The sequence below is a fragment of the Qipengyuania algicida genome (genome assembly GCF_009828025.1).
Lineage (GTDB): Bacteria > Pseudomonadota > Alphaproteobacteria > Sphingomonadales > Sphingomonadaceae > Qipengyuania > Qipengyuania algicida.
In genome coordinates this window covers 115,413-141,159 of the sequence record NZ_WTYA01000007.1, presented here as the reverse complement: position 1 = coordinate 141,159, position 25,747 = coordinate 115,413, and the positions used below count along the sequence as shown (strand labels likewise).

The window sequence follows — 25,747 nt, the reverse complement described above, 5'->3', positions numbered from 1 at the left end:
CTCTATCGTATGCCCATGATCTAGTGTGCGAGCATCATTACTCAATACGCGAGCGGGCAAAGCTTTCCTCGCCCGCCATCAAGCGGCCCTTGTATTCCTCGATCAAAGTGCGCGGCAAGGCGATGAGCTGCGGGGTTTGGGTATAAAGCAGTCCCGCGGTAACAGTCCGCCCGGGATAGATCGCTTCGAGCGCGGCCACGTAAGCAGCCATCTGGCGCAATGTCGCCTCCGGCACATCCTCCACCCGGAGCGGCGGACGCCTAGACGTCTTGAAATCGACTACTTTCACTTCGGTTTGGCTGACCAGCAGACGGTCGGCGGTGCCCGCCACCACGCGTCCGCCGACGATCGCTGCCAGCGGAATTTCTGCGAGGCTATCCGGCGCAAAGATATCGGCAAAACTTGGATCGTCCAACACAGCGAGCGCGCTGTCGAGCATGGCCTTGCGCTCGGACGCATCGACATCCGCCGCCTGCCGGGCAAGCCAGACGGTGCCGCGCTCCTCGCGATCGGCGGGAGCGACATTGGGCAAACGCTCGAGCAGGCCGTGGATCAATACGCCACGCCGTGCCGCGATCCGCGCACCTTCGGGAGGCAGCGGCGGGTCGCTCGCCTCGATCTCACCAAGGCCGGAGGGTGCTAGTGGGCGTGGCGGGCGCGGTTCCTCGGGTGCGGGGCGCTCCAGCCACGTCGGCTGATCGATAGCGGCATCGGCACCCTGAGCCGCGGATTGCGGCACGAGAGTGGTCAGCGCGCCCCATTCGCGCCGCGCGCCCCAGATCGGATCTTCGAGCGGTTCATCCTCGAACAGGAGCGACAGCCGCGCGTACCAACTATCCTCATGCGCCTCGCCGCGCCTGGCGTCGCGCGGGCCGAGCGAACCGGCAATGAACAGTGCCTCTTCCGCGCGGGTCATCGCGACATAGAGCAGTCGCCAGTGCTCCTCCAGCTCGCGTGCCGCCGCCTGTTCATGGGCTGCAGCGATCGGGCCGACACGCTGCTCTTTGGACAATGCGGGCAGCGGCACCGCCCTGCCCGTCTCTTCCCCCAGGGACGTCTCGAAAAGCTCAAGCTCGCCGGGCGAGTCCGGCGCGATCGCCGCGTCCGCAAGGATCACGATCGGCGCCTGAAGCCCCTTGGAGCCATGCACCGTCATCACCCTTACGAGATCGCCCGCTTCGCCCGCCTCGCGCTTCAACTCTCCCTCGCCCGCGTCGAACCAGCGGATGAAACCCTGAAGGCTGGCGGTATGCGCGCTGGCGTAGGCGGATGCGGCGTTGAGCAATTCGTCAATCGGATCGTTTGCTTCGACGCCGAGGCGCGCGACCAACCGCCTGCGCGCGTCGAATGGTCCGGTCAGCAGCCAGTGCAGCAGCGCCTGCGGACTGTCGAAGTCGGCGCGCGCGAGGATCGTCCTCAGCTTGTCGACCGCAGCGCCTGCCACCCCGCCATCAGCCTCACGCAAATGGTGCCAGAGGCGCTTCCGGTTCGGACGATAGGCCTCTTCGAGCAGCTCTTCCTGAGTCCAGCCGATCAGCGGAGAGACCAGCAAATTGGCGAGATTCAAATCATCGAGCGGCTGCACCGCAAAACGCAGCGCGGCCATCAAATCCTGCACCGCAAGCGGTGCCCCCAATCGCAGGCGGTCGACACCCGCCACCGGCACACCATGCGCATAGAGCCGCGCAACGATCAGCGAAGCCAGTTCGCGGCGTTTGCGCACCAGCACCATGATGTCGCCCGGGCCGGCACGCCTTGCAGTGCCGGGCTTCTCGCCCTTGACCAGCGGGAGGCCGGCCCCGTCAGGATCGAGCCACTGTGCCACCTGCCGTGCAATCTTGTCGGCCAAGGTGCGGTCATGGCGCGCCAGCCAATCGTGCTGCGCCTCTTCCTCCGCCTCGCTGCTGCCGTCGATGATCAGATTCCACTGGGCGACAAGACCCGGACGGCTCTCACCGATATGGTCCGGCGGCGCTTTCTCGAGCCCGAAGCTGGGCGGGCCGATCATGGCGATGGCTTTATCGACAAACGCCAGGATCGCTTCCGCCGTGCGGAAGGAGCGTTCGAGATCAAGATCCTGCAAGGGGCGCAGGTTCGGCCCGCCGCGCAATTCCTGTGCCGCTTCGGCGCTGCGCGCCATGCGGTTGGCGACCCTCTCCCGCGCCTGCGTGAAATTCCTCGGACTGGTGCCCTGGAAGCCGAAGATCGCCTGCTTGACGTCCCCGACGGTGAAGATGGTGCGCAGCCGATCACCATGGACACCCTCACCCGAGAAGAAATCATCGGTCAGTGCATCGATGATCGCCCATTGCGCGGCGTTGGTGTCCTGCGCCTCGTCGATCAGTATATGGTCGAACTGCCGGTCGAGCTTGAAGCGTATCCATGGGCCGAGATTGGCATCCGAGAGCAGGCGCGCGGCGCGGCGGATGAGATCGTCGAAATCGACCAACCCGTCGCGCTGCTTGGCCTCCTCCCACATCAGCGAGAAGCGACGCCCGACTTCCAATTGCGCGGTGAGAAAATCGGCCAGCTCGATCAGCAACGCCAGTTCGCGAATCGCGGCGATGTGATCGCCCACCCTGGCGCTCGCAGCTGCGAATGCCGGATCTGCGTTCTTTGGGAGTTTGGGATTGCCGTTCTTGAAGAACAGCGCGTCCGCGAGCTGTCCGAGGGTCGCCAGACGCGCTGGTGCATCGCAATCCAGCCAAGCCCCGATCGCCTCGACCGCCTTCGCACCCGACGCTGCTTTCCACTCGCCATAATGCGCAAGACACTGCCGGAGCGACGCCAAATCGAAGCTGTCGTCCCCGCACAGCGCGACCAGCGTTTGCTCGTCCGCATCGTTTGCAATCCCCAGAAGCTGGCACACCCGCGCACGCATCGGCGGTTGCCAGCCCCCTGGACCGTTCCACAGGTCAGCCGCTCCGGCGCAGCGCATCAGCCAACGCTTGACCCCGTCCGGGCCTTTTCGGCGGCTCATATCGCCGAGTGCGTCCAGCGTGGCGGTGTCGCCGGACCGACGCGCATCCACCACCAATTGCGTTAGCACCTCATCGCTCAGCAGCGCGCGCTCGCGGTCTTCCAGTGCGCGCACGCCCGGCAGCACACCCGCCTCGCCGGGAAAGGCGGAGATGAGATATTGCGCGAAGGCGTGGATCGTATCGATCCTGAGGCCACCGCCAGGACAATCGAGCACGCTGGCGAACAGCGAGCGTGCCCTTGCACGGGTTTCGGGATCGGCGGACCCGCCGAGATAGCCCAGCTCACGGCCAAGCTGTGCGTCGTCCATCCGCACCCAGCGGGCGAGCACCTGATTGACCCGCACCGCCATTTCCGCCGCGCCGGCCTTGGTGAAGGTCAGGCACAGGATGTCCGAGGGCTGTGTTGAAGGTTCGAGCAGCAAGCGCAGCACGCGCGCGGACAAGACCTGTGTCTTGCCTGTCCCGGCGGATGCGGACAGCCACACGCTATCGCGCGGATCGACCGCGTCGCGTTGCTTGTCATGCAGCGGATAGACTGCGCCGCTCATGGCGTGTCGTCCTCGGCCAGACGCGGCAACCATTCGGCGAGCCGCATCAACTGATCATAGGTATCATAGGCCGGATAGTCGGGGTTTTCGCGCGCCGTGAACGGGTCATCGCCCTTGATGTATCGCTCAATCGCCTTTTTCAGGAAAATGCGCGTTTCGGGCAGGAATTCCTCGCTGGTCGGTCCAGTCCGTCGGTCGAGCGGGGTTTCGCGATAACCGAAGCCGGTTGCGCTCTTGTCGCTGCTGCCAAGAGACCAGTATTCGAATGCTTCAGCCGCCCCATCCAGCGCTTTGAACCCGCTCGCCTCGGCAATCAGGCCGAGCACGCCAAGTTGCAGGGCATAGCCTTTCTTGACCTGCGTCGGCGAAGGCGGTCCGCCGGTCTTGTAATCGACGATCGCCAGACCGCCGTCCCGCAGGCGGTCGATCCTATCGGCGCGGCCATGAATATGCACCCCATCGAAATCCATTTCACCCTTTGCCTCGACCGCCAGCACCGCGCGGTCGCTCTGGCGCACTTCGCCCACGATCCATTCGAGCGCGGCGGCAAGGCGCGGTTGCCACAGCGCAGCGAGCAGCGGATTGATGTTTTGCTCCTCCATCACGGCGGCCATGATTGGCTCAATTGCGGAATCGGGATCAGAGCGGCAGGCCTCGTGCCAGCGCTGGAGGATGTCGTGAACCAGCGTTCCCTGCCACGCCGCGCTGGGCTCGGCATCGACCGGGTCGAGCTGCGGCAGGGCGAGGATCTTGCCGGCGTAGAATTGGTAAGGATCGCCAAGCAAGCGATCGAGCGCAGTGGCCGAAATGTCGACATCGCGCTGCTCGGCACTCGGCTTGGGCATGGGCTGCGGATAAGGCGGACTGGGCTCGGCGATGGTCAGCGAGCGGGCCAGCTCGACCGCGCGCGTTTCGCGATGGCGCTCGGCCATATCACCCAGCAGAGCCTCGACCCGCAGCAGGAAACGCGAAGGGATGGTGGGGCCGCCTGCGTCGCGCTCCGCCCTGCTCAGTACGATCTCCGGCGCGCCGAGCGCACCGGCCAGATCATGCGCGGCAAGACCAATACGGAAATCCCCGCCCGGTACACCCAGCTGGCGCAGCACAGGCGGCGCGAGCAGTGCATCGACCGAGCCGCGCGGCGGCCAGACGCCTTCGTTCAGCCCCGCGCAAATCACCAGATCGGCCCGGCTCATGCGCGATTCGAGCAGTCCGTAGACCGCGACGCGCGAATGGCCGCCCCATGGCGGACGCACCGCGACCTGCTCCATCACATCGCGGAGCACCACGTCGATTTCCTCCCGCGCGAGCCGCGTCCCGGCCTCACCGGCATGAAGGCGCAAATCCTCGATCAATCGGGCAAGCGCGCGACCATCCTCGCGCGCCCATGCGCGGTCGCCTGCGAAAGCTTCGGCGGCATTGGCGAGCACGGTCAACGCCTCGTCGAAGGCAAAACTCTCGTCGGTTTCCAGCAGGGGAGCGAGATCGGCCTCGACCCGCTCCCACCACACGCCAAGGCCGGGTTGCGATTGCTCCAGTCGCGCAATGATTGCGCGCAGCGGCGCCAGCCCTTCGCGCGGTCGCGGGCCGCGCAAACTCCGCTCGAGAGCGCGGGTGTTGGCGAGCCATTCACCGCGCTTGTCCTCTTCACCCACCAGCGGATGCATCAGCAGCGCAGTCAGCGTGACTGGAGCTGGCCCAGACGCCATGATCTCCGCCAGCAGCAGCAACAGCCGACCCGCCGCGGTATCGCAGAGTGGGCGCCCGGCGGAATCGTCCGCCTCGATGCCCCAGCGGGCGCAATGGGCGACGATCCGTCGCGCGAGAGTGCGATCAGGCGTGACCACCGCGACGCGCTTTGCCGGTGTTTCCAGCGCTTCGCGCACCAGCAGCGCCACAGCCTGCGCCTCGTCCTCCGGGTTGGCGCTGCGCATGATCCTCAGGCCTGCCAAGCGACGCTTGTCGGCGGGCAGGTCGGCCCAGCTCCGGCTGGCTTTCGGAGGCAGGAACAGGGCCGAAATCGCATGGCTGCGCTCTGGCGGCGCGGCAGCTTCGCCACGGCGATGCCATGGCCGCACTTCCTCGCGCGCAACGCCCATGCGGTTGAGCAGCAATTTGAGGTGATATTGCGGATGGGTCACCGCATCGCCGCGCGCGAAGGGTTCCGCGCCCGGTTCCGGTGTGGCACCGGCACGTCCCAGTTCCTCCCAGACATCACCGCTCATCGACAAGTCCAGGTCCGGCAGGATCACCGCGCCTTGCGGCAATTCGCTGACCACGCGCAGCAGCCGCGCGAGCGCCGGTGCAGCACTGGTCACCCCGGCCGCGATCAGCGGCGTGTTCGGCGGATTGCTGCGCCAGCGCCTTGCGGCGGCATCGAACAACAGATTGCGTCGGGTCGCAGTATCGATGGCTGCCCATTCGGCCAGCCTTGCATTCCAGCGCGCCTGCACCCGCGCAAAGCTGCGCAATGATTCCTGCCAGTGGGCGGCGAGATCCTTGTCCAGACTGACGACAGCGGGGTCCATAAGATCGGCTGGACTGATTTCCTCGATCAGCAACCGATCCATCGTTGCCGCCATCTCGCGCGCAAGCCGGATCAGTGCCGCGCCTTTTGGCGGCACCCTGCCCTGCGTTTCCTCGTCCTCGGCGATCAAGCCGGTCAGCGCGAACAGGCGGCGCATCGGATCCACGGCGGGCGGAATATCGATGCCGTCCAGAGGATCGAACAGGTTGGCAAGCCGCTCGTCGAGATCGAGATCGCCAACCACCGCCATCCGCGGCATCAGCAGCCCTGCCTCGCCGTTTGCCCCGGAATGACGGATGAACGCCTCTGTCACGATCCGCTGCGCACGGGCGCTCGGCAGCAAAAGCGTCAGCCGCGCGAGGCCGAAGCCGTCCTCGCGATACCGCGGCACCAGACCTGCCACCAACGCATCGGCGAAGCCGCGGTGCGCCGCGATGGAATAGATTTCCGGTCCCGGTCGGTCAGCCACGCCGGTCAACCACCGGTCAGCGCTTCCCTTGTGGCGATCACGTGCTCGGGCCGCCCGACCTCATACCACTGACCGGTGAAAGCGAGGCCATAGAGCCGCCCTTCCTCGATCGCGCGATTCCACAAGATATTGGTCGAGAACGCGCCCTGTGGTGAGTCACGCAGCAGCCGGTGCGATACGAGCTGAATGCCGGTATAGATGAAAGGCGCGATCCGACCCGGAAGCTTGCGCCGCAATTTCCCGCGCGCATCCATATAGAAATCGCCCGGACCATCGAAATTCCCCGCACGAGCATGGGAAACCACAAGCAGCAGCGCGTCCATGTCGTCCGGCCGCCAATGCGCCGACAAATCGGCAAATGCGTTTCGCGGGCCATCGAGCCAGATGCTGTCGCCATTGACACAAAAGAACGGGTCGGGAAGCTGCCCCGCGGCCATCGCCTTGACCATTCCCCCGCCGGTTTCGAGCAAGAGTTCGCGCTCGTCGGAAATCGTAATCGAAGGGCACTTGCGCGGCTCGACATGCGCTACCAGTGCATCGGCGAGATAGTGCACATTGACCACCGCACGCGTCACTCCCGCGTCGCCGAGACGGTCGAGTGCATGATCGATTAGCGCCTTGCCCGCCACCCGCACCAGCGGCTTTGGCTGGCTCGCGGTGAGCGGACGCATCCGCTTGCCGATGCCTGCGGCCATGACCATTGCGGTGTCGGTCACCAGCCCAGTCACGCGATCTCCCCTCCATGCGCGTCGCGGATCGCTTGCGGGATATTGGCGTCGAACCAGTCCGCTACCGGCGCCAGCGCGGGGTGCTTGAGGTCACGCTCCATCGCTTCCCACACACGCGGGATCAGCGACAGATAGCGCGGCTTGCCATCGCGCTTGGCCAGACGGGTGAAGATGCCCACGATCTTGGCGTTGCGCTGCGCACCGAGCACCGCATAGTCGGCCTCGAACTGCGGATCGGCGTCGAGGGCAGCGAAATAGCGATCGAGCATCCGCCGTTCCAGGTCAGGCGCAACCTCGCGCCGAGCATCCTGCAACAGGCTGACCAGATCATAGGCCGGGTGGCCAATCAGCGCGTCCTGGAAATCGATCAGGCCCTGGCTGCCATCTGGCGGCAGCATGATATTCTCCGCATGGTAATCGCGCAGCACGGTAACGCCGGGATGCTGGCGCGCCAGCAACGGCGACAGTGCCAGCTCCCAGCTCTTGAGGTAACCCGGCTGATCGACAGTCAGGCCCATCGCCGGACAATACCATTCTGGCAGCAAGACAGCTTCGCGCAGGTAAACCGCCATATCATAGGGCGGGAAAGGTCCGGGCTGCTCGTGGTGGAGCGCAACCAGAGTATCGATCGCCCTTTCGTAAATGGCCGTCTCTTCGGCGGGATGTTCATCGAGCCATTCGCGCACTCGCCAGTCGCCAAAATCCTCGCTCAGGACCCAGCCCTGCGCGCGGTCTTCGGCAAGTATCGCAGGCGCGCGCAACCCCTTGTCGGTCAACCAGCGGGCAACGTCGAGAAAAGGCTCCGGGTCTTCTTCAGGCGGCGGTGCGTACATCAGCATCGCTTCGCCCGGTTCGCCGCGCAGGCGGAAATAACGTCGGAACGAGGCATCGCCCGGCAGCGGCTCGATATGCGACCCGGCCCAGCCCACCTGCTCGAGAAAGCGGTGAATCCCCTCTGGTAATGCGTTCATGGCCAACGGCTTTGCCAAGCTGCGCCGGGTTCGACAATGGCCCTGCGCATGTCGCCCACCGCTTCCAGCGTAATCGCGAGGCAGCTTGCCTCATGGGTGAAACCACCGGCTTTCTCTGGCCACTCCGCAATCATCGCCGCCCCTTCGCGATAATCGTCGAGCCCAATCTCCACCGCTTCCTGTGGATCGTCCAGCCGGTAGAAGTCCGCATGGACCACAGGCAGGCGCAAATCTTCATATCGCTCGACGATGGTGAATGTCGGCGAAGGCACTTCGCCCACATGCCCCATGGCGGCGATAATCGCCCGCGCGAGTGTGGTTTTGCCCGCTCCCAGATTTCCACTCAACGAAACGACATCGTCTGCTGCAAGCCGCTCGGCGATCCGCTCACCGAAAGCCTCGACAGCGGCGAGATCAGGCAAATCGACGATCACGGCAGAATGATAACCGCGCTGGTGCCCTGTCCCTTGCGGCTGGTGATCTCGAGCGCGCCGCCATGGGCTTCGATCAGTTGGCGAGCGAGTGGAATACCGAGCCCCTGCCGCCGTTCGACGCGAGTACCGTCGATGCTTGGCCGAATCCCTTCAAGCGCGCGCGCCAGCTCGGAATGTGTCATCCCCTGTCCATTGTCGCTGATGGTGATCCGTGTCGCTTCGCGTCTTGCGCGAATTTCGACGCGGATGCGCCCACCTGCAGGGGTGAAGACAATGGCATTGTCCAGCAGTTGCGCGATCGCACGGCGCAATTGCTGGGGATCGGCCTCTGCCTTGCTGCCGGCATCGCCCCTGAGATCAAGGGTGATTCCCGCCTCGAGGATGCGCTCCTCACGCTTGCGCACGATGTCGGTGACGAAAGGCATAAGATCGACCGTCTGCTTGGTCAGCGGCATCAACCCGGCTTCGCTCTGCGACAGGTCGAGCACGTTTTCGACCTGCTCGGTCAGCTTGGTCACAGATTGCGCGATCGCCTCGACATAATCGCGCGCCTGTGGCTGAAGATCACCTGCTACCCCGGACATCAACAATTCGGCAAAGCCGCCGATCGACGTCAGCGGAGTGCGGAATTCATAGGACATATTGGCAAGGAAGCGGGTCATCACCGCATCGGCTTCTTCCAGCGCACGGTTGCGTTCGCGGAGCGCTTCTTCAGCCTGACGCGATGCGGTCACGTCGAGCACGATCAGCAGCCCATTGCCATCGGGCAGTGGCACGCCGGCATAATCGAGCGTACGGCCATCGGCGAGTTCGGCAGTGCCTTCACGCTTGCGCCGGTCGAGCGCCGCCGAGCGAATAACCTGGCCGATCGGTTCGATCTGCGCACGGTCGGACAGCTTTTCTGCGATGGCCTTGAGCAGGGATTCAGCCTGTGGATGAGCGTCGATCTCTTCCGGCTCAAGCCCCCAGATGGTCGGGAAGCTGCGGTTCCAAAGCTCGAGATTGCCATCGGGTGCGACCACCGCCAGCGCCTCGAACAGATTGTCGAAAGTCGCGGTACGCGTTCTCAGCAGAGTGTCGCGCATGGCGGATATGGCCAGCTGTTCGGTGCGATCCTCCGCGATCATCACCAATCCACCGTCGGGCAGCGGCTGCGCGACGATCCGCAAATGTTTGGAATCCGGCAACGGCCAGGCTTCCTCCAGCGGTTCATCCGCGGTGAACCATTCGGCCTTTTCGCTGCGCCACGCCGGGAAGTCCCGGACCTCGGGAATCCGGCCATTTTCTCGCGCGACCATAAGAATGCGTTCGAAACTGGTCCGCTCGTTGACCACGCCCGGTGGGAGCGAGAACACCCGATGGAATGGCTGGTTGGCAAAGGTGAGTTGGCGTTTGCCGTCGAACTGCGCGACGCCGATAGAAAGCTGGTCCAGCATGGAGCGCTGCGCTTCGCGGAATGCCCGGAATTCGCGCGCCTGCTCTTCCATCTCCTCGATATCGACGGCGTATCCCGCAATACCCTCGCCAGCGAGTGGGAGATCGGTGACGCGCAGCGACCGGCGCGCACCATTAATCGTAGCGGTGACGACGCGCTCGATCGCAGCACGGCGTTGCGCCGCCTGACGAGCGAACTCCGCCGCAGTCATACCACCGATCGCTTCGACCAGCTCGATCTGGGCTTCGACCACCGCATCGGGAGTCGCCGCGCCCACCGCCTCGACATAGGCCGAATTGACCAAGCGCAGCTTGTAGTCCGGCCCACGGAACCACATCGGCATCGGCGCCGCTTCGATCAATCCGACGAGCGCCCCGAAATCCTCGCGCGCACGGACAGCTTCGTGCCGCAAGCGCCCCAACTCCTGTTCGGCTTCAGTGAAGTCGAACACCCAAACCAATGCTGCACCAATTGGTGATACCGATGGATCGGCGAGCCCCCCGCGCAATGCGAGCGAGCGATTGGAGCCCAGCGCGGTGACCGTCATCTTGAACGGGGCCGCCGTCTTCTGCGTGCGACGGATATGCGCTGTGAGCGTGGAGAGCTGCTCCGCGCTCAATCCCGTGTCGCTATCGCCCGAAAGCTCGCTGAGAAAATCGGGTACCCGATCGAGGCCGAGCCATCGTGCGAGACGGTCGGGCGCCTCGATCCGTCCATCGGTGCGCACCAGCAGGGGAATCGCCGGAGATTCCTCGATCATCCGGCCCAGCCGTCGGGCGGACTTGCGAGTCGCTTCGCTGCCTGCCGCACGACTGCTCGCGCGGATCATCATCCAGCCCGCCGCAATCGTCCAGCCTGCCAGAAGCAGACCGATCACGATGGTCAGCGTGGACGATAGAGCGGTCATCGTCCGTCAGCTATGCCGGAGCAGCGCGCGATGCAATGGCGGCAGACGCTTAAGTCCCCTGCCGCCTCGCCATCCGTGCATCAATAACGGTAGTGCTCGGGTTTGAACGGACCTTCGACCGGAACGCCGATGTAGTCCGCCTGCCCCTGAGACAGCTTGGTAAGCTTCACGCCGAGCTTGTCGAGGTGCAGCGCGGCAACCTTTTCGTCGAGATGCTTGGGCAGGACGTAAACGTCGTTCTTGTAATCGTCCGACTTGGTCCACAGCTCGATCTGCGCCAGCACCTGGTTGGTGAACGAACAGCTCATCACGAAGCTGGGATGCCCGGTCGCGCAGGCGAGATTCACCAGACGCCCCTTGGCCAAGACGATGATTTCCTTGCCATCCGGGAACTTGACGAGGTCGGTGCCGGGCTTCAGCTCGGTCCACTCGTAATTGTCGAGCGCCGAAATCTGGATCTCGCTGTCGAAGTGGCCGATGTTGGCAACGATCGCCATCGGCTTCATCGCCTTCATGTGTTCGGCGGTGATGACGTCCTCGTTGCCAGTGGTGGTGACGAAAATGTCAGCGCGGGTCACCGCATCCTCCATCGTCACGACCTCATAGCCCTCCATCGCTGCCTGCAAGGCGCAGATCGGATCGATTTCGGTCACGAGAACACGCGCACCGCCGTTGCGCAGCGACTGCGCCGAACCCTTGCCGACATCGCCATAGCCCGCGACGCAGGCGACCTTGCCGCTCAGCATGACGTCGGTCGCTCGGCGGATCGCGTCAACCAGCGATTCGCGGCAGCCATAAAGGTTGTCGAACTTCGACTTGGTCACGCTGTCGTTCACATTGATCGCCGGGAACGGCAGCTTGCCAGCCTTGGCAAGGTGATACAGGCGGTGGACGCCGGTGGTGGTCTCTTCAGAGACACCCTTGATCGCCTTGACGCTCTTGGTGAGATAGCCGGGCTTGGCCTTGAGGAAGGCCTTGAGCGCGCGCTGCATTTCGATTTCCTCGGCGTTCTGCGGCTCGGGCATTTCCTCACCCGCTTCGATGCGGGCGCCCCACAATGCGAACATGGTGGCATCGCCGCCATCGTCGAGGATGAGATTGGCGGTCAGGTCTTCGTCCGCTTCGCTCGACCAGTCGAAGATCTTGCCGACATAGTCCCAATAGTCCGCAAGGCTTTCGCCCTTGATCGCGAACACAGGAATGCCCTGCGCGGCGATCGCTGCGGCGGCGTGGTCCTGCGTCGAGAAAATATTGCAGGTCGCCCAGCGCACATCGGCCCCCAGCGCCACGAGCGTTTCAATCAGCACAGCGGTCTGGATCGTCATGTGCAGCGAGCCGGTGATGCGCGCGCCTTTCAACGGCTTCGCATTCCCGAATTCCTCGCGAATGGCCATCAGGCCAGGCATTTCGGTTTCGGCGATCTTGATTTCGGCCTTGCCGTAATCGGCCAGCGCGATGTCCTTGACAACGTAATCGGAAGCTTTGGTCACAAGCAGAAGTCCTTCGGGCAGAATGGATTGATGGCCGCCCGGAAATGCAAAAGGGGCGACGCCTCGATTGGCGCCGCCCCTAGCTCCTCCCGCGGGCAAGAGCAACCGCACTCGCCCGATCCCCCAGAGCGAGAGGATGCGTGTTTAGTTGGCCATCGCCCATTGACCGCGCGGCGCGCGTGCAAGCAGTTCGTTTGCAGCCGATGCGAGATGGTTGGAATCATTGTCGCGCGCCAGCGCCTTGGCCGCCTGCTTCAACTGGCCACAATTAAGCCAAGGATGGCCTTGCCCGTATTCATTGGCCATGCCTACGCTGATCTTGTCGAGCGCCCGCTTGGCCCCTTTCTGACCGTGTGAATGAACCAGCCGTGCCTGCAGCGTGCGGCTGGCAAGATTCAGATCGGAAAGGTGGGCAGCCGAAAAACGCCGATAATCGGCTTGGAAATTGTCCGAAGTGGTACGGCAACGCAGTGACGTCACCATCAGCATGATGTCCAGTTTGCGGACGGCTTCGGCATTGGACGTGATGACGCCGGCATTCGCCGGAAGCGATGTGAGCGCGAGTGCGCCGGAAAGCACACCGACGACGGCAGTTTTCAAATAACCCATGACCCTTGGTCTCCCCGAAAGCGGAAGACTCCCTATGCCCCCGCTATGGGTGCAACATTGCTCAAGAGATTTTACCGGAGGTTAAACCAGCAGCGTAAAACGCCCTTAACCATCAGCGTGTGGCCTTGTCTGAACGCCGCTGGTCACTAAGTCGGGGTGGCAAGACTTGCGACAAGGAGTTTCCAAGATGACGATTTCCGTAGGCGACCAGCTTCCCGACGTAGCTCTGGTCAAGGCGACCGAGGATGGACCTGAAAAAATTCAGTCCAGCGATTATTTCAAGGGTCGCAAGGTTGCGCTGTTTTCCGTGCCCGGCGCGTTCACGCCGACCTGCTCGGCACGCCATCTTCCCGGATATGTCGACAAGGCAGAGCAATTGAAGGCCAAGGGGATCGACGAGATCGCCTGCACTGCCGTGAATGACGCTTTCGTCCTAGGTGCCTGGAAATCCTCCAGCAACGCCGACGATGTGACCATGCTGGCCGACGGCAATGGCGATTTTGCCGAGGCGCTGGGCCTGACCATGGACGGTTCCGGTTTCGGCATGGGCAAGCGCGGCCAGCGCTTTTCGATGGTGGTCGACGATGGCGTGGTGAAGGAACTCAATGTCGAGGCGCCGGGAGATTTCTCGGTCTCGAGCGCAGAGCACATGCTCGGCCAGCTCTGAGCTGACAGCAAACCCTGCAAAAAAGCGGGCGGCAGGTTTCGGCCTGCCGCCCGTTTTGATTCCATGCCAATGACGCTCAGCCAAATCCCATCAGGCTGAGCACTTCCTTGCGGCTGCGTTGGTCTTCGCGGAACACACCCATCATCCGGCTGGTGACCATACCCACGCCAGGAGTCCTCACTCCCCGAGCGGTCATGCAGGCGTGTTCAGCCTCGATCACAACCGCCACCCCGTGCGGATGGAGATTGTCCCAGATACACTGCGCGACCTGCGCGGTCAGCCGTTCCTGGACCTGCAACCTGCGGGCAAAGCCGTGCAGCACGCGCGCCAGCTTGGATATGCCGACGACGAAATCGGTCGGCAGGTAAGCGATATGCGCACGCCCGATAATGGGGGCCATGTGATGTTCGCAGTGCGACTGGAACGGAATATCCTTCAGCAGCACGATCTCGTCGTATCCACCGACTTCCTCGAACACGCGCGAGAGATGAGTGGCGGGATCTTCTTCATATCCGACGCAATATTCCTTCCACGCCCGCGCCACTCGCGCCGGCGTGTCCAGCAGCCCTTCTCGCGTCGGGTCGTCGCCAGACCAGCGGATGAGCGTCTTGATCGCATCCTGAACATCCTCCGGAACCGCGGGCTTCCCACGTGGATCGTCTTCGTCCGGGCCGACAAGGCTGCTCATATGCGAACTTTCTCTTTTATTTTCGACATACGCGCGCGGATGCGCGCCAGGCGGCTACCCTTACGGAAGAGGCCACCCTTGGCAAAGGGTTCGAACATGTCTTCCGGGCTTTCGGGGTCGAGAAACTCCGATTCGGCCAAGGTTCGCTCGGCATCGGTAAGTTCCGGCGGCGTGTAACGATTGAGGTAGCGCCCCGATTTGCGGACTCGCTTTTCGATCAAGGCGCGCATGGAACCGTGTTGCTCCAGCAAGCCTGAAATTTCCTCTTCCTCCAGATCGAGATGCTCCGCGAGCAGCGAATACCGCAAGCGAGCGATCCCTTCACAGCAATGTCCGTTCCCCGCGCGAGCGCAATCGATGAATACATCGCACTCGCTGTCGAGCCCCATCGACCGATTGTTGAAATTGGCCGAGCCAATGTGCAGCACTTCATCGTCGACGATCATCAGCTTGGCATGGACGTATATCGTTTTCTCGCCCGTCATCGGCACCCAGATCGAAAATTTGTTCTCGGTATCGATATCGCTGATGCATGCCGCCAGAGAAGCGCGTGCGTGATCCATCGCCTGCTGTTCCAGCCAGCCATCGGCGTGTTCGGGATGCACGATCACGATTTCAGGCGGATCATCCTCCTGCAGACGTTCGATGATCGCTTCGGCAATCGCTCGCGACGCGAAATATTGGGACTCTGCATAGATAAAGCGCTTGGCCCGACGGATGTGGCGCACGAACAGGGCCTCGATTTCCCTGACCTCGTCCCAATCGCGATAGGCCGCGCGCGTCCGCGCGATGCCGATTTCGACATTCTCGAACTGGGGCTCCAGCGCTTCCGGCCAGAGCGATTCGGTCGTGGGTTCGATCTTCGGGATCGGCTTGCCGCCTGCCCTGATCCAGCGATCTTCGGCGATTTCGGTGAGCGCCGCAGCGATTTCGCCTTCCATCATCATGGTGGCATCATGCCAGGGCTCATAAGGTTTGCCGCGAGCGTTACGCCGACCCGGCTCATCTTCGGCATGGGCACGCGTGTCCCAGCGTCCGTCGGTCATGTCGATCCCGCCGCATACCGCGAGACGGTTGTCGAGAATTGCCAGCTTCTGGTGATGCGAACAGGCGATGGGATGCGCCTTGTCGAATTTGAACGTGATTCTCGGGTGCCACATCCATCGAATCACGTCGAACCACATCGAACTGCGGAAGATGAGCTGGACGACCCCGACGCTCCACTTGAGGATGCGGATATCGAGCTGCTTGCGATGGCGCGCCAGCCAGCCGATGAAATTTCCGAGACGACTGGGAAAATCGCGCGTGAATGGTCGCTGCCACCATCTGCGGCCACGGATCAGGTGGATGCGGGTGTCGAAATCCCAACCGACGAGGAAAATGCGCCGCCGGGCGCGCAGCATGGCTTCTTGCATGTGGGCGAAGTAATCGGCGGCATCGACGACGACGCTCGCCTTTTCCGCGCGGGCATAACGCCAGACACCTTCTTCGACACCGGGTCCAAGCCGCGAAACATTCTTGTCGGTGGCTTTATCGGGCGTGCTCGTCATTCGCCGTCAATCCTGCCTGCGGCCAAGCGCCACATGCATTGTCCCACCGCTTCACCTCGTGTTGTTTTCATCATGCTTCCCGGCACGGGCATTGAACCGCAATTGAGCCTGCATGTTCCAGACCGGGAGGCAGCGCAAGTCCAACACCGCTTTGGTGCAAGGGTTTCTTGTCGCCGGCAATGCGGCGCACCATATCGGTCAGCGTATGGAACAATTGCCCACCGCAGAGACCATGGAACACATCGCCCGCGCCGTGCTGGGCGATCTTCCACCCGATTTCCGCCACCAGCTCGAGGATGTCGTTCTCCGGGTGGAAGATTTTGCCACAGCCGAACAGCTCCAATCGGTTGGGCTGTCCGACCCCTGGCGGCTCAGTGGGCTTTACCAAGGTACACCCGTCCCGCTCGAAAGCGTGTGGGAAACCGGCCGGATGCCGCCCCGAATCTGGCTGTTCCGCCGACCGCTTCTGGCGGAAATGCATGCCCGGCAGCTTTCGCTTGAGGATATCGTCAGGCACGTCGTTATCCATGAAGCCGGTCATCATTTCGGCTTCAGCGATGCAGATATGCACACGCTGGAAGATCGCGCGGACAACTAGCCCCGCCTAACAGCGAGGTCCGACCATATCGGTCATGTCCATTGATCTGGGAAAGTTGGCGCGCCCGGAAGGATTCGAACCTCCGACCACCTGATTCGTAGTCAGGTACTCTATCCAGCTGAGCTACGGGCGCGCACTGGAGGGGGGCACATAGGCAGGCCTTTCGCGCTTGGCAATCCCTATTCCGGGCCTTCTTTGTCGCCAGCCCGATTCTTTCCGAAAAGTCTCTCGCACAGCGCAATATCGAGAGGTGGCCGATCGAGACAAAGCGCTTGCTCAGGCCAGAACCAGCCGATCGTCCCGCCTTCCTGCTCCACGGGATCACCACGCCACTCGCGGCAGATGTAAAGTAGTATGACAAGCGAGGGATCGGCGTCGGTTGCGCAATTGTCGGCAAAGCACACAGGCTCCAACGCTCGCGGATCGACGGCGATGTCCAGCTCCTCCGCCAGCTCGCGGACCAGTGCTTGTCTTGTATTTTCAGAAGCTTCCACCTTGCCGCCGGGAAATTCCCACAGACCGCCGTGCATTTTTTCCAAAGGCCGTCGATGCATCAGCCATTGGCCATCTGCTCGCGCCAGTGCCGCAGCTACGACGAGGATCGATGTCGGATTATTTGGCAATTCGGACGGCTCCTTAAAGACTTTGTTTACACCTTGCCACGTATTGAAAGTCCATCAGTCAGCAATGGATGGCCGGGGGACTGTCGATGCCTAATTTGATTTCACGTATTCTTCGTGACGAAAGCGGCGCGACGGCGGTCGAATACGGGCTGATTGTTGCGCTTGTCTTTCTGGTCATGCTCGGAGCGGTCCAGGCATTCGGAAAGAACACGATCAGTATGTGGAACAATGTGTCCACTACCGTCTCGAACGCAAGCGCTTGAAGCATTGTGGCATTGCGGAGTTAGGAAATTCTCAACTCTTCTCTGACACAAGTAAAAAACCTACTCGATTTCGAGTGGGCCGGGTACCGAAGACTGAACCAGGAGACGACCATGAAATTCATCAACAAGCTTGCTCGTGACGAGCAGGGCGCCACCGCCATCGAATACGGCCTCATCGCCGCCCTGATCGCGGTTGCCGCGATCACCGCCATGAGCACCCTCGGCACCAAGCTTTCGTCGACCTTCAACAAGGTTGCGACCAGCATGACGACCACCGCCTAATATACCGGCGAACAGGTCACATGATACGGAAGCGGCGGGAAATTCCCGCCGCTTCTTTTTTGTGCCCGCTACAAAGCCAAAATGGATGGGCAAAGCCTGCGACTGTGCCTAGCCAGCAAGCGTCAAGAAACGCTCTTCGCGCATCCGCAGCAAATCCTTGCTGGCAAGTTTGGCCAAGCCGTCCAGCTCCTCGCCAATCGCCAGAGCCAGCGTCTCGGCGGTCTTGCCTGGATCGCGATGCGCACCGCCGAGCGGCTCCGGCACGATCCGGTCGATCACGCCGAGCTGCGCGAGCTGCTGCGCGCTCACCTGCATCGCCTCTGCCGCATCGGCCGCCTTGTCGGCGGTCCGCCACAGGATCGACGCGCAACCTTCCGGGCTGATGACCGAATAGACCGCGTGCTCCATCATCAGCACCCGTTCGGCGCTCGCCAGCGCGACCGCGCCGCCCGAGCCGCCCTCGCCCACGATCACCGCAACCATTGGCACCGGCAGCGCCAGACACGCTTCGGTCGCCCGCGCGATCGCTTCGGCCTGACCGCGCTCCTCGGCCTCGATTCCGGGAAATGCACCCGAGGTATCCACGAGCGTCACGACCGGAAGGCCAAACCGTCCGGCGAGTTCCATCAGGCGGATCGCCTTGCGGTACCCCTCCGGCTTGCCCATGCCGAAATTGTGTTTGATCCGGCTGGCAGTGTCATGCCCCTTCTCATGTCCGATCAGCACAACGCGCCTGTCGCCAAGCCGCGCGAGACCGCCCAGTATCGCCTGATCATCGCCATAGGCGCGATCGCCACCGAGCGGCAGGAACTCGTCGAAAGCATGTTCGACGTAGTTGCGAAAATGGGGCCGCGCGGGGTGGCGCGCGACCTGCGTCTTCTGCCACGGCGTCAGCGTCGCATAAGTGCGCTGTAGCAATTCGTCGCTTTTGGCTTCGAGACGCGCGACTTCGCTGTCGATATCGACGGAATCGCCCGCTGCGGATTGGCGCAGCTCGGCGATACGCTGTTCGAGTTCGGCGACGGGACGTTCGAATTCGAGGAAACTTTGCATCGGCAGGGCGCTAGTCGCACTCGCGCGCGTGTGCAAGCGGGTGGCGCTCGTTTACCAGCTCCACCAGCCTCGCAGCGTCCACATGGGTATAGATTTGCGTGGTCGCGATATCTGCATGGCCAAGCAGCGTTTGCAGCACCCGCAGATCGGCCCCGCCCTCCAGCAAATGTGTGGCGAAGGCGTGGCGCAGGACGTGCGGGCTAACGCCAGCGGGATCGATCCCGGCTCGCGCGGCGAGACCCTTGAGCAATTGGTAGAGCCGGATCCGCGTAAGATGGCCCTTGCCCGAAGGGAACAGATAGGCCGAGGTCGCTGGCCGTACTGCCGTCCATCTTGCCAGAGCCTGCCGTGCGCGCGTGCTGACCGGGACCATGCGCGCGAGCCCGCCCTTGCCGGTAACGGTCAGGAACGGGGCGTCACGGGGAACCGCGGACAGCGGAAGACCGACCAGTTCGCTCGCCCGAAGGCCCGATCCATACAGCAATTCGATCAGCGCCAGCATCCGAATGCTTGCCGATTCGCCGCTGCCTGCCTCCAATTCGGCGCGAGCGAACAGGCTTTCGACGGCATCGTGCGAGAGAATTTTAGGCAAGGGGCGGCGCGTCGCTGGGCGCGGCAAGGCGTGGCTGGGATCGTCGGCGCGCAACCCTTCCTCGACCAGAAAACCGTAGAACTGTCGCAGTGCCGAAGCCTTGCGCGCGACGCTGGATGGCGCGAGGTCCGCCCACAGACTTTGCAATTTGGCGAGGTCTGCGGCGCTTGCGCTACCCAGCTCGCCCACCGCCAATTCCGCCTGCTCGAGATCGCGACGGTAGGCCGCGAGCGTGTTCCTCGCCGCACCGCGTTCGACCGCGAGCATGGAGAGGAAGTCCTCTGTCTGGCTCACATCACGCGCGCGCGACCGCCTCGGCGGCGATCATCCGCGCCTCGGCGGATAACCCCACCTTGTCGAGCGAGCGCACGATGTGGAACAGGAACAGCGGCGTCATCTGCGACCAGGAATCGCCTTGCATCCCAAGCCCGGCCAGCAACGCGACCATCGCCTGATTTCCATCGTTCGCCGCAGCATCGATCGCATTGGTCCAGCGATCCTGTCGCGCGAGGTTGAATTTGAGCTTGCTGGCGTATTCATTGGCAAGGCTGCCATCCACCCGGCCGAGCCCGGCAAGACCCGCGACCAGCAACCGGCTGCGTTGCTGGCGTTTGCTGGCGTCCGCGCTGAGATAATCGGACAGGTCGCTGTCACTCGCGCTCTGCCGCGATGGGTCGGAGAGCGCGATCAGCGCCCATGCCTGACTTCCACCTGCGACCGCCGGTGCCCAACGCACCGCATCGCGGTCAAGTCCGGCAGTCAGCATCGAGGCTACCAGATTGCCAGCATCGCCATCAAAGCTCTTGTCGATCGGCATTCGCGCGGCAGCGTAGGCGGTCAGCACGTAGCGACCATACCGATCGCCGTCGCCACCGCTCCAGATCGATTTGATCGCGTTCAGCCGATCGGAGGGATCGCCGCCAACATAAGCATCGCGCAGGTTCTGCGCCGTCGTATCCGTGGTGCCCTGTTGAACCTGATTGTTGTAGATCTGCGAATAGAGGTCCACCAGCGCCGCTGAAGACAATACCCCTGCCTTGGCGGCATACTCCGCGTCGTCGGCCCGCTCCTCGGGTGTCAGCATCGGTGCGGTGGCGTCTGCCAGTCGATAATAGCGGCCAGCCCCATCGAGGAGGTTCTTGGGAATAGTCTCGCCCACAGCGTTCGCGAGCGCGAATCGCCACGGTGTCAACTGGTCGACACCGTCCCATTCGATGGTGACAGACTGATTCTGCCCGCCTGCCGCTCCAGCGAAGCGACGTGCGAGCAAGACATCGATGCGATCAATCTTGCCCGAATTCATCATCCGACGCAGGTCGGTCTCGGATCGATCCTGTTCACCAGCATAGGCGTTGCAAATTGCCGCCAGCATCTGCCACTGCGCACCGTCACCACCGCGCGACAGGCGCACCGCCGGACACGTCCCCAGGATATCCGCCGTGCCGATATACGCTTGCAAAGCGGCCGAACTGAGCGCGGGCGTATAATTTGCCGTATCGACATCCTGCACCAGCGCGCGCGCCGCGGAAAATTCACCCATGCGATCAAGCAGCGCGGCGCGCATTCCGGCAAAATCGGCCGGGTTCATGCCTTCGGGTGCGGCAAGCCGGCTGGCGAGCGCGCGCCTCAACAGGATATGGCCCCAGCGCGATACCAGCGGACCTTTCGTTCCATCCAGCACCGCTTTCACCAGCGCGGCAGGTTGATGGGCAAGCGAGTTCACCGGCAAACCGCCTTCGTCCGGCGCAATCACCCCCACGCGCGCCATGGAGCGCTGCGCAGCGGGCGGGATATCGACCTTGGGCTTGAGACCGAACAGATCGTCCAGTTGGTCGGTCGACATCGACTGAAGCTGCTGCAACGTCGGAAGATTCCCCAGCGCCGCGGTACCGCCGGTTGCACCCGATGGAAGCGGCTGGACAATTTCGCCCGATTGCGTCGGCGTTGCCGCCGGTGCGCGCGGTGACGCGTTCGCCGAAGGAGCAGGCGCAGGTGCAGGTGCGACCGGCCGGGCACGGGTGGGCGTGGGCGAAGGTTTGTCGAAACCGGGCGGCAACAGGTCTTCGGGGCCATTCTGCGCCAGCACACTCGTCTGCGCCCCCACCACCGCCGCGCCCATTGCAATCCCGGCAGCAGTCGCCAGCCATGCGCGCCGCTTCATCGTGCGCCCCCCGGCACAGCCACCGATTGTTCGATCATGCGCATCGGCCGTTCTCCGCCACTAAACCAGGCGGCGAAAACCAGCAGGCAGAAAAGGGCTATCAACGCCAACGTCATCCTTCGTCCGATCATATGCCCAATCAGGCCTTCGCGTCCCGTCAATTTCATTCGCTTGCGCGCGCGATAGCCCATCTATAGGCCGAGCGGCAATGACCCAGGCAAGCGAAATCACCCCCGCAGAGATGGCCGCACTCGCGCGCCGGATCGACAGGCCGGTGGTACTGGTCGGTTTAATGGGGTCCGGCAAGTCAACCGTCGGACGCCGGGTTGCAACCATGCTCGAAACCGATTTCGTCGATAGCGACGAGGAGATCGAACACGCCGCGCAGATGAGCGTGTCCGAGATATTCAACGATTTCGGGGAGGAGTATTTTCGCGATGGTGAGCGCCGTGTAATCGCGCGACTTATCGAAGAAGGGCACGGCGTGATCGCAACCGGTGGCGGCGCTTTCATCGATCCCGAAACGCGTGCGCTGATCCTGTCGAACGCGATCGCGGTATGGCTCGACTGCGATATCGACATTCTCGTGCAGCGGACGGGCAAACGCAACGACCGCCCATTGCTCGCACAAGGAAATCCACGCGAAATCCTTACGAATTTGAGCAAAATACGTAATCCGATCTACGGTGAGGCGCAGGTGCGCGTCGAAACCGGCATCGCGCCGCATCATCGCACCGCACTCAGCATTCTGGAGGCGATCGACAGATGGCTGTAATCCCCGTTGCGCTTGGGGGGCGCAGCTATGATGTCCATGTCGAGCACGGCCTGCTCGAACAGGCCGCAACGCTGGCGCGGCCTCTGTTGCGCAAGCAGCGCGTGCCCGTGGTTGCCGATACGAATGCAAGGCGATTGCACGGCGACAGGCTGGAACGGTCGTTGAGCGAAGCCAGGCATGACGTGTCGTGGTTCGATGTGGCGCCCGGCGAAGGTTCGAAAAGCTGGAACGGGCTGGCGCAAATGTGCGACTGGCTGCTGGGGGAAGGAGTCGAACGCGGCGATCACGTTCTGGCGCTCGGCGGCGGTGTCGTTGGCGACCTGACCGGATTCGCCTGTGCGATCCTGAAGCGCGGCTGCGGCTTCATCCAGCTTCCGACCACCCTTCTCGCGCAGGTCGACAGTTCGGTCGGGGGCAAGACCGCGATCAACACCAGCGCAGGGAAAAACCTCGTCGGTGCGTTTCACCAGCCCTCCCTCGTTCTCGCCGATCTCGATACGCTGGGCACCCTGCCCCAGCGCGAGTTGCGCGCGGGCTATGCCGAAGTGCTGAAATACGGCGTGCTGGGAGACCGGGCATTTTTCGACTGGCTGCAAACCAACGCAGCTGCGGTCTTGGCCCTCAACAGCGACCCGCTGCAACACGCAGTCGCGACCAGCGTCGCGGCCAAGGCGCGGATCGTCGCGGAGGACGAGCGCGAGACCGATGATCTGCGGGCATTGCTCAATCTTGGCCATACTTTCGGCCATGCCTTGGAAGCCGAAACGGGCTTTTCGGACCGCCTGCTTCACGGCGAGAGCGTGGCGTTGGGAATGGTGCTGGCCGCGCGTTTCTCCGCTCGCACCGGGCTGATCGGGGTCGAGGATGCGGCCAGAGTAACCCATGCCGTCAGCGCCGCCGGAATGCCGGCGGAACTGTCTGCGCTCGGGCTGGAATGCGATGGCGCGAGGCTGGTCGACCACATGCGTCACGACAAGAAGATGGACGCCGGCACTCTGCCCTTCATCCTCCTTCGCGGGATTGGCGAGGCCTTCGTGGCGCGCGACGTCGAGCTTGCAGATGTATCCGCATTTCTGGACGAACAATTGCAGCTTCGTTGACCGCGAATCTTGGGCGCGACAAACCGTTCATCCCTAGCTAGATGGTCGCAAACGATACCAGAATAGCGGAGAGTAAAGCGTGTCTGTAGCCGAAGCCACACCGGACCATCTCGACGAGGTTGCAGTCAAGGATGACCGCGCTTTCCTTGGTCATCCCAAGGGTTTGGCGTTTCTCGGTTTTACCGAAGCGTGTGAGCGGTTCTCCTATTACTCGATGCAGACGCTGCTGGTCCTCTACATGACCAATTACCTGCTGCTGCCATCGCATTCAGGCGGCGTCGTCGGGCTCAGCGCCATAGAGAACTTTTACGGTCTTTCCGGCCAGCCGCTCGCGTCGCGAATCTTCGGCGACTACACATCGCTTGTCTATCTCACCCCAATCCTCGGCGGGATCATCGCCGACCGCTGGCTGGGCCGTCGCGCTACGCTGATCGCGGGCGGAATTATCATGTCGATCGGCCATTTCCTGATGGCAATTGAAGGCGCGTTCTTCTTCGCCCTGCTGTCGCTGATCGTTGGCGTCGGCCTGTTCAAGGGCAATATCGCAAGCCAGGTGGGCGAGTTGTACGGAGAGAACGACAACCGCCGCGCGATGGCGTTCCAAATCTTCTACATCTTCATCAACGTCAGCGTGATCCTTGCCCCGCTCACCGCCGGAAGCCTGGGCCAGGATCCGAACTTCGGCTGGCATTACGGGTTCGGGCTGGCCGGGATCGTGATGGTCATCGGCCTGCTGATCTATCTCAAGGCCGGTCCCTGGCTGCCCGCCGATAATCGCCCCACCCGCGGCGGCGCACCGCGCGAAAAGCTGAAGCGCAGCGATTTGCCACAGCTTATCGGATTGCTGATCCTCGTCCCGGTTCTCGCCATCGCGCTGCTCACCAATCAGGAAATCTTCAACGCCTATCTCGTCTGGGCGGACAAGAAGTTCACGCTGAATCTGTTCGGCATCCAGATGTACAGCACATGGATGATCACCATCGACAGCTTCGTATCCTTTTCGATGCTGGTCGTTGTGGCCGCTTTCTGGAACTGGTTCGGCAAGCGGACCGGCAAGGAACCGGACGAACTGGGCAAGATGATTATCGGCAGCGTGTTCACCATCGCTGGCGGCATGTGTCTTTATATCGGCGCAGTTACCGCTGGCACCGGCAAGGTGGGCATGTTCTGGCCGCTGATGTTCCACCTGCTCAATTCGATCGGCTTTGCGCATATCCTGCCGATCAGCCTGGCGCTGTTTTCCAAGCTTGCACCCAAGGCGCTCAACGCCACGGTGATCGGCATCTACTATCTCGCCTTTGTCGGAGCGAACTACGTCGTCGGCACAATCGGTGGCTGGTATTCGACCATGCCGACGCCTGAATTCTGGCTGGTCCATGTCGGCAGCGCGGCATTCGGGCTGGTGGCCTTCGTCCTGTTCAAGCTGTTGCTGGCAGACCGCTTGATGGGCGACAAAAACGCCGCTGCATGACGATCGCCATCCGCGCGGCTGATCTTGGCGATGCGCAGGTTATCGCCCTGATCGCCTCGCATCAGCGCGATATGCTGGAAGCTTCTCCGCCGGGCACCTCATTTGCGCTCGACCTGTCAGGCTTGCAGGATCCCGCGGTGAGCGTGCTGGCCGCTTGGGATGGCAAGGCGCTGGCTGCGATCGGGGCGCTTAAACGTCTCGCGCCTGCCCATGGCGAGCTCAAGTCCATGCGCACCGACGCGGCATTCCTGCGCCGCGGAATCGCGCGCCTTATGCTGGACGCGTTGATCGACCTGGCGCGCGACCAAGGCATCACCCGCCTCAGTCTCGAAACCGGCTCAGGCGAAAAATTCGAACCCGCGCTGGCGCTCTATCGCCAACGCGGGTTCGCAATTGGTCCGGCTTTCGCCGATTACCGCGTCACCGAATTCAATCAGTGCCTGCACCTCGACCTGTAGGTCGATCCGCGGCACTGCCTGCCGTCAAGCGACGGCTGGACGCTTCGACGCCAGCTTGGCGATGTTGGACGAGGCCGCGACCGAAGTGTCGATCATGGCGGAATAGTCCTTCATCATCGTGTCGTGTTCGGCGAACAGCTTTTCGATTTCCTCGCGCTGCCGCAACAGCGTGTAGGCGATGCCCGGCGCCAGGCTTTCACCTTCGCCGATCTTGCCCAGGATCGCTGCCAGATCGCTGACGGTCGCTTCTTCGGGCGATTTGAAGAAATGGCCCTTGCTGTCGAAAAATCCGATACCTTTGCGTGCCATGATCGTTCTCCGGCCGACCGCGAAGGCGAATCGGCTTGCGATCATTATTCTGCTTACA

24 protein-coding genes and 1 tRNA gene are annotated in these 25,747 nt (G+C 62.7%); 8 read left to right on the top strand and 17 right to left on the bottom strand.

Annotation, left to right across the window (positions count from 1 at the left end; genetic code table 11):
• Positions 1-37 precede the first annotated feature (37 nt).
• The 8 genes from addA to GRI58_RS10375 form a co-directional block, all read right to left on the bottom strand.
• Positions 38-3,529 carry a double-strand break repair helicase AddA gene (gene addA, locus GRI58_RS10410; protein WP_160753527.1) on the bottom strand — a complete coding sequence of 1,164 codons (3,492 nt, stop codon included), beginning with the start codon at positions 3,527-3,529 and terminating at the stop codon, positions 38-40.
• Positions 3,526-6,525, bottom strand: coding sequence for a double-strand break repair protein AddB (gene addB, locus GRI58_RS10405; RefSeq protein ID WP_160753526.1), 3,000 nt, complete (start codon positions 6,523-6,525; stop codon positions 3,526-3,528). Before addB ends, addA begins: the two co-directional genes overlap by 4 nt.
• A gap of 5 nt (positions 6,526-6,530) precedes the next feature.
• Entirely contained in the window at positions 6,531-7,253 is a 723-nt protein-coding gene (locus tag GRI58_RS10400; RefSeq protein ID WP_160753525.1) for a sugar phosphate nucleotidyltransferase, read from the bottom strand.
• Positions 7,250-8,224: an aminoglycoside phosphotransferase family protein gene (locus GRI58_RS10395; protein WP_160753524.1), complete on the bottom strand. Its 975-nt coding sequence runs from the start codon at positions 8,222-8,224 to the stop codon at positions 7,250-7,252. Before GRI58_RS10395 ends, GRI58_RS10400 begins: the two co-directional genes overlap by 4 nt.
• The gene (gene tsaE / locus GRI58_RS10390; protein ID WP_160753523.1) at positions 8,221-8,658 is read right to left on the bottom strand and encodes a tRNA (adenosine(37)-N6)-threonylcarbamoyltransferase complex ATPase subunit type 1 TsaE; all 438 of its coding nucleotides are present in this window, start codon (positions 8,656-8,658) and stop codon (positions 8,221-8,223) included. The genes GRI58_RS10395 and tsaE overlap by 4 nt, the downstream gene beginning before the upstream one ends.
• A complete protein-coding gene (locus tag GRI58_RS10385) occupies positions 8,655-11,000 on the bottom strand; it encodes a PAS domain-containing sensor histidine kinase (protein WP_160753522.1) in 2,346 nt (781 codons plus the stop codon). Before GRI58_RS10385 ends, tsaE begins: the two co-directional genes overlap by 4 nt.
• Positions 11,001-11,080: 80 nt before the next feature.
• Complete coding sequence (ahcY, locus tag GRI58_RS10380) at positions 11,081-12,490, bottom strand: adenosylhomocysteinase (RefSeq protein ID WP_160753521.1); 1,410 nt, start codon at positions 12,488-12,490, stop codon at positions 11,081-11,083.
• 144 nt (positions 12,491-12,634) lie between these two features.
• Positions 12,635-13,099 carry an S-adenosyl-L-homocysteine hydrolase gene (locus tag GRI58_RS10375; protein ID WP_160753520.1) on the bottom strand — a complete coding sequence of 155 codons (465 nt, stop codon included), beginning with the start codon at positions 13,097-13,099 and terminating at the stop codon, positions 12,635-12,637.
• A gap of 187 nt (positions 13,100-13,286) precedes the next feature.
• Here GRI58_RS10375 and GRI58_RS10370 point away from each other — a divergent pair, with 187 nt between their 5' ends.
• Positions 13,287-13,766 (top strand): peroxiredoxin, encoded by a 480-nt coding sequence (locus tag GRI58_RS10370; protein ID WP_160753519.1) that lies wholly within the window; start codon positions 13,287-13,289, stop codon positions 13,764-13,766.
• 76 nt (positions 13,767-13,842) lie between these two features.
• On the opposite strand, the gene folE is transcribed toward GRI58_RS10370, so the two are convergent.
• Together folE and GRI58_RS10360 are read right to left on the bottom strand one after the other, a co-directional pair.
• Positions 13,843-14,454, bottom strand: coding sequence for a GTP cyclohydrolase I FolE (gene folE, locus GRI58_RS10365; protein WP_160753518.1), 612 nt, complete (start codon positions 14,452-14,454; stop codon positions 13,843-13,845).
• On the bottom strand, positions 14,451-16,004 hold the full coding sequence (locus GRI58_RS10360; protein ID WP_160753517.1) for a phospholipase D-like domain-containing protein: 1,554 nt from the start codon (positions 16,002-16,004) through the stop codon (positions 14,451-14,453). The genes folE and GRI58_RS10360 overlap by 4 nt, the downstream gene beginning before the upstream one ends.
• Before the next feature lie 112 nt (positions 16,005-16,116).
• On the opposite strand from GRI58_RS10360, the gene GRI58_RS10355 reads away from it, so the two are divergent.
• Entirely contained in the window at positions 16,117-16,602 is a 486-nt protein-coding gene (locus GRI58_RS10355) for a metallopeptidase family protein (protein ID WP_237452233.1), read from the top strand.
• Positions 16,603-16,658: 56 nt separating this feature from the next.
• Here the strand turns inward: GRI58_RS10355 and GRI58_RS10350 are convergent.
• Together GRI58_RS10350 and GRI58_RS10345 are read right to left on the bottom strand one after the other, a co-directional pair.
• Positions 16,659-16,735: transfer RNA gene (locus GRI58_RS10350), tRNA-Arg, on the bottom strand.
• Between the two features lie 46 nt (positions 16,736-16,781).
• Positions 16,782-17,225: an NUDIX domain-containing protein gene (locus GRI58_RS10345; protein ID WP_202386926.1), complete on the bottom strand. Its 444-nt coding sequence runs from the start codon at positions 17,223-17,225 to the stop codon at positions 16,782-16,784.
• 68 nt (positions 17,226-17,293) lie between these two features.
• On the opposite strand from GRI58_RS10345, the gene GRI58_RS10340 reads away from it, so the two are divergent.
• Positions 17,294-17,488, top strand: coding sequence for a Flp family type IVb pilin (locus GRI58_RS10340; protein WP_237452232.1), 195 nt, complete (start codon positions 17,294-17,296; stop codon positions 17,486-17,488).
• Between the two features lie 111 nt (positions 17,489-17,599).
• The gene (locus GRI58_RS10335; protein ID WP_160753516.1) at positions 17,600-17,770 is read left to right on the top strand and encodes a Flp family type IVb pilin; all 171 of its coding nucleotides are present in this window, start codon (positions 17,600-17,602) and stop codon (positions 17,768-17,770) included.
• 108 nt (positions 17,771-17,878) lie between these two features.
• On the opposite strand, the gene GRI58_RS10330 is transcribed toward GRI58_RS10335, so the two are convergent.
• From GRI58_RS10330 to GRI58_RS10315, 4 genes are read right to left on the bottom strand one after another with little or no spacing between them, the layout of a single operon-like run.
• Positions 17,879-18,823: an acetyl-CoA carboxylase carboxyltransferase subunit alpha gene (locus GRI58_RS10330; protein WP_160753515.1), complete on the bottom strand. Its 945-nt coding sequence runs from the start codon at positions 18,821-18,823 to the stop codon at positions 17,879-17,881.
• A 10-nt stretch (positions 18,824-18,833) separates the two neighbouring features.
• Positions 18,834-19,709 carry a tyrosine recombinase gene (locus GRI58_RS10325; protein ID WP_160753514.1) on the bottom strand — a complete coding sequence of 292 codons (876 nt, stop codon included), beginning with the start codon at positions 19,707-19,709 and terminating at the stop codon, positions 18,834-18,836.
• A 1-nt stretch (position 19,710) separates the two neighbouring features.
• On the bottom strand, positions 19,711-21,576 hold the full coding sequence (locus tag GRI58_RS10320) for a hypothetical protein (protein ID WP_160753513.1): 1,866 nt from the start codon (positions 21,574-21,576) through the stop codon (positions 19,711-19,713).
• Positions 21,573-21,767, bottom strand: coding sequence for a hypothetical protein (locus tag GRI58_RS10315; RefSeq protein WP_160753512.1), 195 nt, complete (start codon positions 21,765-21,767; stop codon positions 21,573-21,575). The genes GRI58_RS10320 and GRI58_RS10315 overlap by 4 nt, the downstream gene beginning before the upstream one ends.
• A gap of 17 nt (positions 21,768-21,784) precedes the next feature.
• Here GRI58_RS10315 and GRI58_RS10310 point away from each other — a divergent pair, with 17 nt between their 5' ends.
• The 4 genes from GRI58_RS10310 to GRI58_RS10295 all read left to right on the top strand — a co-directional run bounded on the left by GRI58_RS10310 (position 21,785) and on the right by GRI58_RS10295 (position 25,380).
• Positions 21,785-22,351 carry a shikimate kinase gene (locus GRI58_RS10310; RefSeq protein WP_160753511.1) on the top strand — a complete coding sequence of 189 codons (567 nt, stop codon included), beginning with the start codon at positions 21,785-21,787 and terminating at the stop codon, positions 22,349-22,351.
• A complete protein-coding gene (gene aroB, locus GRI58_RS10305; protein WP_160753510.1) occupies positions 22,342-23,451 on the top strand; it encodes a 3-dehydroquinate synthase in 1,110 nt (369 codons plus the stop codon). Before GRI58_RS10310 ends, aroB begins: the two co-directional genes overlap by 10 nt.
• A gap of 79 nt (positions 23,452-23,530) precedes the next feature.
• Positions 23,531-24,922, top strand: a complete 1,392-nt coding sequence (locus tag GRI58_RS10300) for an oligopeptide:H+ symporter (RefSeq protein WP_160753509.1) — start codon at positions 23,531-23,533, stop codon at positions 24,920-24,922.
• A complete protein-coding gene (locus tag GRI58_RS10295; RefSeq protein ID WP_160753508.1) occupies positions 24,919-25,380 on the top strand; it encodes a GNAT family N-acetyltransferase in 462 nt (153 codons plus the stop codon). Before GRI58_RS10300 ends, GRI58_RS10295 begins: the two co-directional genes overlap by 4 nt.
• A 24-nt stretch (positions 25,381-25,404) precedes the next feature.
• On the opposite strand, the gene GRI58_RS10290 is transcribed toward GRI58_RS10295, so the two are convergent.
• Positions 25,405-25,689 (bottom strand): hypothetical protein, encoded by a 285-nt coding sequence (locus GRI58_RS10290; RefSeq protein ID WP_160753507.1) that lies wholly within the window; start codon positions 25,687-25,689, stop codon positions 25,405-25,407.
• Between the last annotated feature and the right edge of the window lie 58 nt (positions 25,690-25,747).